Source organism: Trueperaceae bacterium, assembly GCA_036381595.1.
Taxonomy (GTDB): Bacteria; Deinococcota; Deinococci; order Deinococcales; family Trueperaceae; genus DASVCN01.
Genome location: DASVCN010000008.1, coordinates 21,021 through 27,447, shown reverse-complemented (window position 1 = coordinate 27,447; position 6,427 = coordinate 21,021). Strand labels below are relative to the sequence as shown.

Sequence of the window (6,427 nt, the reverse complement as noted above, 5' to 3'; positions counted from 1 at the left end):
CAGGGGATGAACAGTGAGACGCGCAAGAGGTGCTCCTTCGGGCGTTCCTTCAAGGGTAGCGCAGGGAGCGGGGCGATCGGGCGACCGAGGGGCCGGGTCGGTCGGTGGAGTGGAATGTGGGATGGGCTCACGATTCATGGACGTCACCACCTGTGTGAACACTCCAGAGGTCCCTTGAGCCCGTCTACGGACCGCACAAACAAGAGGATTCCGGTACCGACGTACTGCAATCAGCTAACTGACCTTGCTAGACCACAGAGTTTAATGGTCACTTCAAGCGCTTTGATGCCCTACAATTTATCAACGTCGCGCTAGGAAGCTGAGATTCTGGTCGGAAGGGCTGGTCAGGCATGATAAAGATGTCGCTTCTCTTCACACTGCTCTTCGTCGGACTCTTCCCCTTCGCACAGGCACAGTCCGACCTGCTGCTGTTCGGAGGCGACGGATACGAGGTTTTCCTAGGCTGCCTCACGTGCAACGAGCACGACAGTGACTCCGTCTTGAATCGCTATGGAAGTTACGGTAGTCAATATTCTGCCACATCGATCTTCAACCGCTATGGCGACTATGGTTCCAAGTACTCAACATACAGCGCCTGCAATCCCTATGCGACAGATCCGCCAAAAATTGTAGATGGTGATGGTAACTTCTACGGGACCTTAACGGTGAATAGTTACCATCCCGACGCGGCGAGTAGTAACTACCCTCCGGGACTTCCTCGAAGTAGTCTGCTCAGAGTAGTTTTACAGAGCGTCGCAAAGGGCCTCAATCCCGAGAAATCGCCAGCACGATCTTGCCGATGTTCCGCTTCTCGCTCATGAACCGGTGCGCCTCCTCCACCTGAGCGATCGGGAAGACCCGGTCGATGACCGGTTTCACCTCGCCGGCCTCGAGGTCTGAACCGAAGCGCCCGAGGAAGGAGTCCTTGAGGGCGACCTTCTCCTCCACCGGCCGAACGCGCAGCGTGGCGCCGATCAGCTCGAGTCGCTTAGCCATTAACTCACGGATGTTCAGCCCCACACTGTTCCCGCTCTGGGCAGAAACGAAGACAAGCCGGCCCCGCTTGTTCATCAGCCGCAGGTTCTTTTCGAAGTAGTCCTTGCCCACCATGTCGATGATCACGTCGACGCCACTCCCGCCAAGGTGAGCGCCGATCCGCTCCTCGAAATCCTGCTCGCGGTAGTTGATTCCCAACTCTGCGCCCAGGGACTCGCAGGCAGCTGTCTTCTGCGGGCTTCCCGCCGTGGCGAAGACGCGGCAGCCGGCACGGCGGGCCAGCTGGATGGCAGCAGTGCCCACGCCACTCGCGCCGGCGTGGATCAGCACCTTTTCGCCATCTTTCAGTCGTCCCTCCCAGAAGAGGGCCGAGTAGGCGGTCAGGAAGGCTTCCGGCAGAGCGGCCGCCTGTGCCATCGACATGCCAGGCGGCACGGGGATGAGCATGTCCGCCGGGACGCTCACCTGCTCGGCGTAACCGCCGCCCGGCAGTAGCGCGCACACCCTGTCCCCTTCTGACCAGCCGCTCGCGCCCTCGCCCTGCCGGCGGACTGTTCCAGCCATCTCCAAGCCGAGAATCTCACTGGCGCCCGGCGGCGGCGGGTACTTTCCGGCGCGTTGTAGCAAGTCGGCACGATTGAGGGCGGTGGCGTGGACGTCTACCAGGACTTCGCCCGGTCCCAGGCTGGGAGGAGAAATCTCGCTCCACGTCAGCGGGGCACCTGCCTCCTGACTGCCAACGACGATTGCTTTCATCTTCACTCCCTCTGCCCCTTCGACGTTTCGATTTCTGCTCAGGACGCTTGACAGAGACTAGACGGCGTAGGGCGTGGAGCGACGGCTGTCCCCTCGCTCCACGCCGTTCAAGTGCCGGCAGGCGTGTATTCGGTTGCCAGCTCCACGGCGGCGGCGAGGGAGTCGTTGAACCTGTTCACCTGGCGGCGCAGCTTGGTGAGCAGGAAGCCATGCTCTGGAGTCCCCTCGAGCTTCGACAGCCCGAAGGCGCGGTTCACGCCCGGGTACATGGAGGCCCTGTGGGTACTCATCATTGGGGTAATGTCGGCCGCCTCGTGGACGTAGCGGCCGTCGCTGGTGTAGACGAGCGGAAGCAGGGTACGGGCCAGGCGCCTGAGCTTCTCGTTGGCGCGTGCGGGTTCAACTTGCGCCAAACGGTCGTTCAACCCCTTCGTCGCGGCGATCAACTCGTCGGCGAGGGCAAGAGTGCGCTCCATATCCAGCTCACTCCCCGCGGCTTCTGCGACGTCGGTCAGGAACTGCCTGGTCTCACGGGCGAGCAGGTGGAAGTCGAACGGGAATACCTCCGCGTTGGCCAGGCGGGTTACGAAGCCCAGCGAAAGACGGACGTCCTTGGCAAGTATCGCGGTATCGGCCTTGTCCCTGGTGTCGTGTTCGGTGTGCCACCACCAGGCGCCGGCGCAACCGCCGGTCCACGGCTTGCGGTCCGGGTGACCGTCGGGAAGGAACGAGTAGAGGGAGCAGGACGGGACGCCGTTGGCAAGGAAGGACTGGTCCGCGGCTCGACTGGGCCGGTGGACCTCTGGGTCGCGTTGCTCGGTGAAGCTCTCGATCGCCTGCCGGCCGAACGCCTCGATCTCCGCCGAGGTGTGACGGAGGATGTACTTGGTGGCTCCCTTGACGCCGGGCGAGTCGATGTTGTGATACGCGAGGCAGTTGCGGGCGAGATCCTCGAAGAAGTGGTCCGCATACCAGGTGCTCCCGGCGTAGCGGCCATGGGAGTGGCCAGGCCACCACGCGACCCGAACGTTCCGCTCGAGGTCGTTTCGGTTCTGCCAGAGAACCCGCGCGATCTCCAGCAGTGCCGCGACGCCGGTGCTGTTGTCGGTAATGCCCACTTCCCACGAGCAGTAGTGTCCGCCCACCAGCACGAACTCATCGGTGTCAGAGTTGGCGGGGATGCGCACTTCCGGCAGCTTCACTCGTTGCCAACCGGTCTCCACCTCGGTCGTCACGCGCATATCGACCGGACCCCGTTCGAGCAGCGCCTTGAGCTTCCTGCCATCCTCGTTTGAGATCGACACGACCGGCACGCTGGGGAGCCGTTCCTCCTGCTCGGGCGTGGGGGACCCTCCCCAGATGGTCGTGACGATCATGTTGTGGATGTACCAGTCGGCGTTCGCGAAGATGAGCGCCTGCACCCCGGCGCGGCTCGCCTGGAGCACCTCGATGGGCATCGCCAGGCCGTCCACCAGGGCGATTCGGCCCGCCCCATCCTTCATGTTCTTGTCGGGAAGGTAGCGAAGGGAACCCGTGAGGCCGTTCCGATCTGTCGAGGCCGCGAAGGAGTGGGTGAGGCAGCGGATCTTCATCGGCTCCGGCCCCAATACCTCGAGTAGAGCGTGGCGCGGGTAGGAGAGGTAGGCGTCGTGTTCGTGCACCGTGACCGGCACGCCGTCCTTCCGTAGCGTCTCGACGATGTAATCGACCATCTTCTCCTCGCCCGGTCCGCCGGTGTCGCGGCGCACTCCGGAACACCAGTCGAGGTGGGAGTCGAGGTTGGCCTCCGACACCTGGTGCAGCAGCTCGTCCAGTCCTTCGCTAGTCTTCGTCGTCATGCAGGTACTCCTCCTGTTCGAGACCGCGCTTTGTCGGTCAGCAGTTCGTTGATCACCTTCGCCAGGATCGAGCGGGCGAGGATGGTGGGGACGGGCAGCACGCTCCTGACCGCCGAACGCATCTCCTCGCCCATTCCCACGCACGTCATCCATACGAGCTCGACTCCCTGGGTCGACAGTTCGCGGGCGGCTTGGCGGGCAAGGTCGAGGCGCTCCGGAACGTAAGGTGAGGCCGCCACGACCGCTGAATCCAGGCCGAGCTCGTCACGGTACTGACGTTCGGTGTGGGGGATCTGACCCGAGTCGGGTTTGATAATTCCCAGCTTCACGTTCGAACCCAGAGCCTGGATGAGGTTGGGGAAAAGTCGTCCCGGGTTGACTATCGGTACCCTAGCCTTCACCGGGGTCCAGTCGGCGCCGCAGAGGATCACGACCAGGTCCGCCCCCTTGTCGACGAGTCCGTCGACCACCCTCTGCATCTGCGGGAGGGTGCGCTGGTAGTTGAGGCGGTACGAGTTGCCGTCGCGGTCTCGAGTGACCATGTGAAGCGAGTCGTCTCCCACGTCCAGCTGCAGCCGCTCCTCCTGCGAGAGGTGATTCAGCACTCCATCCTCGAGGACCTCGATGTCGGGAGGAATCTGCTCACGCAAGAAGGGCACGAGGTCATCCCTGGGGGCCTCACCGATGGTGGCGAAGGCGAGTTTCATCTGTTGCTCCTTTCGTCATTGACCTGCTTCAGAGTTGTCGCTTGCGGGCTGGTTTCCCCATCGCGACCCAAGCCACCGCCGTTCGGACCGGGCCACACCACTCGCGCGCCGTTCCCCGGTCCAACAGGGAGTTGCAGCCTTCCGCCTATAAGCGGCAGATGTGGCGCATGCGGAGCGTCGACGTCGAGGCCGGCGCTCAGTCCGTGGGCGTATCCTCGGTCGGGCAGGACAGCTGCGAGGTGCAGTCCGGGGTTCAGGCTTAGGGCGCTGCCCAGAGGGTCTATGACGATGACCGGCAGGTCGTGCTTCACGGCGAAGCGTGCGATCTCGAGCGCTGGGGCGAGGCCGCCGCACTTGATCAACTTGATGGCAAGGAGGTCCACCGCTCCGGCTTCATGCAAGCGCCGGGCGTCCTCCACGGTGAAGAGACTCTCGTCGGCGAGCACTTTGACTCCGGTTTCGCGCACAGCTCGCAAGCCGGCGTAGTCGTCGCGCCCTACGGGCTGTTCGAAGTAGGCGAGCCTCGCCTCCCTGCACGCTTCGACCAGTTCGATCGCAGAGGCCGTATCCAACGATTCGTTGGCGTCCACCGCCAGCTCGACCTCCGGTCCCACCTCCTTCCGAACGGCCCGGACGACGGCAGCGTCGGTTGCAGTTTCGCGCCCTACCTTCAGCTTCAGAGCGGTGACGCCGGTTGAGAGGTACCGCCGCGCCAGCTCGACGGTGCGGTCGAGAGGGTGAAACCCTATCGCCCTCGTGATCGTGACGGACGCCCTGTTCGAGCCTCCGAGGATGGAGTGGAGCGGAACACTCTGGCTGCGCGCGATCAGGTCGTGAAGCGCGAGGTCGATGGCGCAGCGGGCGGGGAGGCTGGCACGAAGGGTGCCCTTCAAGCGGTCGTTGGCGGGATCTGCTTCAGGGGCCAAGTCACCAGAGCTATTGTCCGCCGAATGAAGCCGCCGCAGGGCTTCTCGTGGGTCTACCCCAACAAGCCGCGGCAGGTACGCCTCGACTTCGGCGAGCGTGTCCTCGGCCTCTTCGCCCGTGAAGGTGGGCAGGGGCGGCGCTTCGCCGTACCCTTCCGACTCTCCATTCGTGATGCGGACGACCGGCAGCAACCTCTCCCCTTCCAGCCGGATGTGTTTGAGGGTGAGCCCGTGGGTGAGGCGGCTGGGCAGCAGGCGAGCAGATACCGTTTCCACCGGCCGAATCTCGCCAACCTCGGGGTGGATGGAAAGTGATGGTAAGTGTTCCATTGCCTGCTCCTTCACCGGTCCTGCGACCTGGGATCGAGCGCGTCACGAAGGCCATCTCCCAAGAGGTTGAAGCCGAGAACCGTCGCGAAGATGAAGATGCCTGTGATGGTGGTGATGTGGGGCGCGACGCGCACGTACTGCCGCCCCTCGGCGATGATCCCGCCCCACTCTGGGGACGGCGGCTGGACGCCGACGCCCAGGAAGGAGAGGGCAGAGGCCGTGAGGACCGCGGTGCCGAAGTTGAGGCTGGTGAGCACGATCACTGGCGCCCAACTGTTGCGAAGTACGTGGCGCACCAGGGTGGCGGCGTGGCCGGCGCCCAACGCTCGGCTCGCCTCCACGAACTCCAGCCGCTTCACCGACAGCACGGTGCCTCGCACGACTCGGGCGTAGGTAGGGATGCCGAAGATGCCGACGGCGATGATCACGCTGGTGAGTCCTGGTCCCAACACCGCCAGTACCAGGATGGCGAGTAGGATTCCTGGGAAAGCCAGCATGGTGTCGACGCTCCGCCCGACGAGCGTGTCGGTCCAGCCCTCGAAGTAGCCGGCGACCGCACCCATGAATATGCCCAACGCGCCGGAGAACATCACGGATGAGAAACCGACGATCGCCGAGAGCCGAGCGCCGTAGATCACCCGCGAAAACAGGTCGCGGCCCAGCCCGTCGGTGCCGAACCAGTGTTCGAGCGAGGGCGGTTCCAATCTCGCGAGGATGTTCCCCAGGGTCGGGTCGTAGGGGGCGAGCCAAGGAGCCAGGATCGCCATCAGGATGAAGAGCAGGACGATGACCCCGCCCATGATGGTCCACGGGTCCTTCCAGAGGGTCCGAAACACCCGCGAACGCCAGAAGGCGGGGCGAGCGGGCGCGCCGT

5 protein-coding genes are annotated in these 6,427 nt (G+C 64.0%); all 5 read right to left on the bottom strand.

From position 1 onward, the window contains the following. Nucleotides 1–765 precede the first annotated feature (765 nt). Entirely contained in the window at nucleotides 766–1,752 is a 987-nt protein-coding gene (locus tag VF168_02105; protein ID HEX7002964.1) for an NAD(P)H-quinone oxidoreductase, read from the bottom strand. A 107-nt stretch (nucleotides 1,753–1,859) separates the two neighbouring features. Continuing rightward, nucleotides 1,860–3,590 carry a M28 family metallopeptidase gene (locus VF168_02100; protein HEX7002963.1) on the bottom strand — a complete coding sequence of 577 codons (1,731 nt, stop codon included), beginning with the start codon at nucleotides 3,588–3,590 and terminating at the stop codon, nucleotides 1,860–1,862. Further along, nucleotides 3,587–4,297, bottom strand: coding sequence for an AroM family protein (locus VF168_02095; GenBank protein HEX7002962.1), 711 nt, complete (start codon nucleotides 4,295–4,297; stop codon nucleotides 3,587–3,589). Before VF168_02095 ends, VF168_02100 begins: the two co-directional genes overlap by 4 nt. Next, nucleotides 4,294–5,499, bottom strand: a complete 1,206-nt coding sequence (locus VF168_02090; GenBank protein HEX7002961.1) for an enolase C-terminal domain-like protein — start codon at nucleotides 5,497–5,499, stop codon at nucleotides 4,294–4,296. The genes VF168_02095 and VF168_02090 overlap by 4 nt, the downstream gene beginning before the upstream one ends. A gap of 65 nt (nucleotides 5,500–5,564) precedes the next feature. Continuing rightward, complete coding sequence (locus VF168_02085) at nucleotides 5,565–6,389, bottom strand: ABC transporter permease (GenBank protein HEX7002960.1); 825 nt, start codon at nucleotides 6,387–6,389, stop codon at nucleotides 5,565–5,567. Nucleotides 6,390–6,427 lie beyond the last annotated feature (38 nt).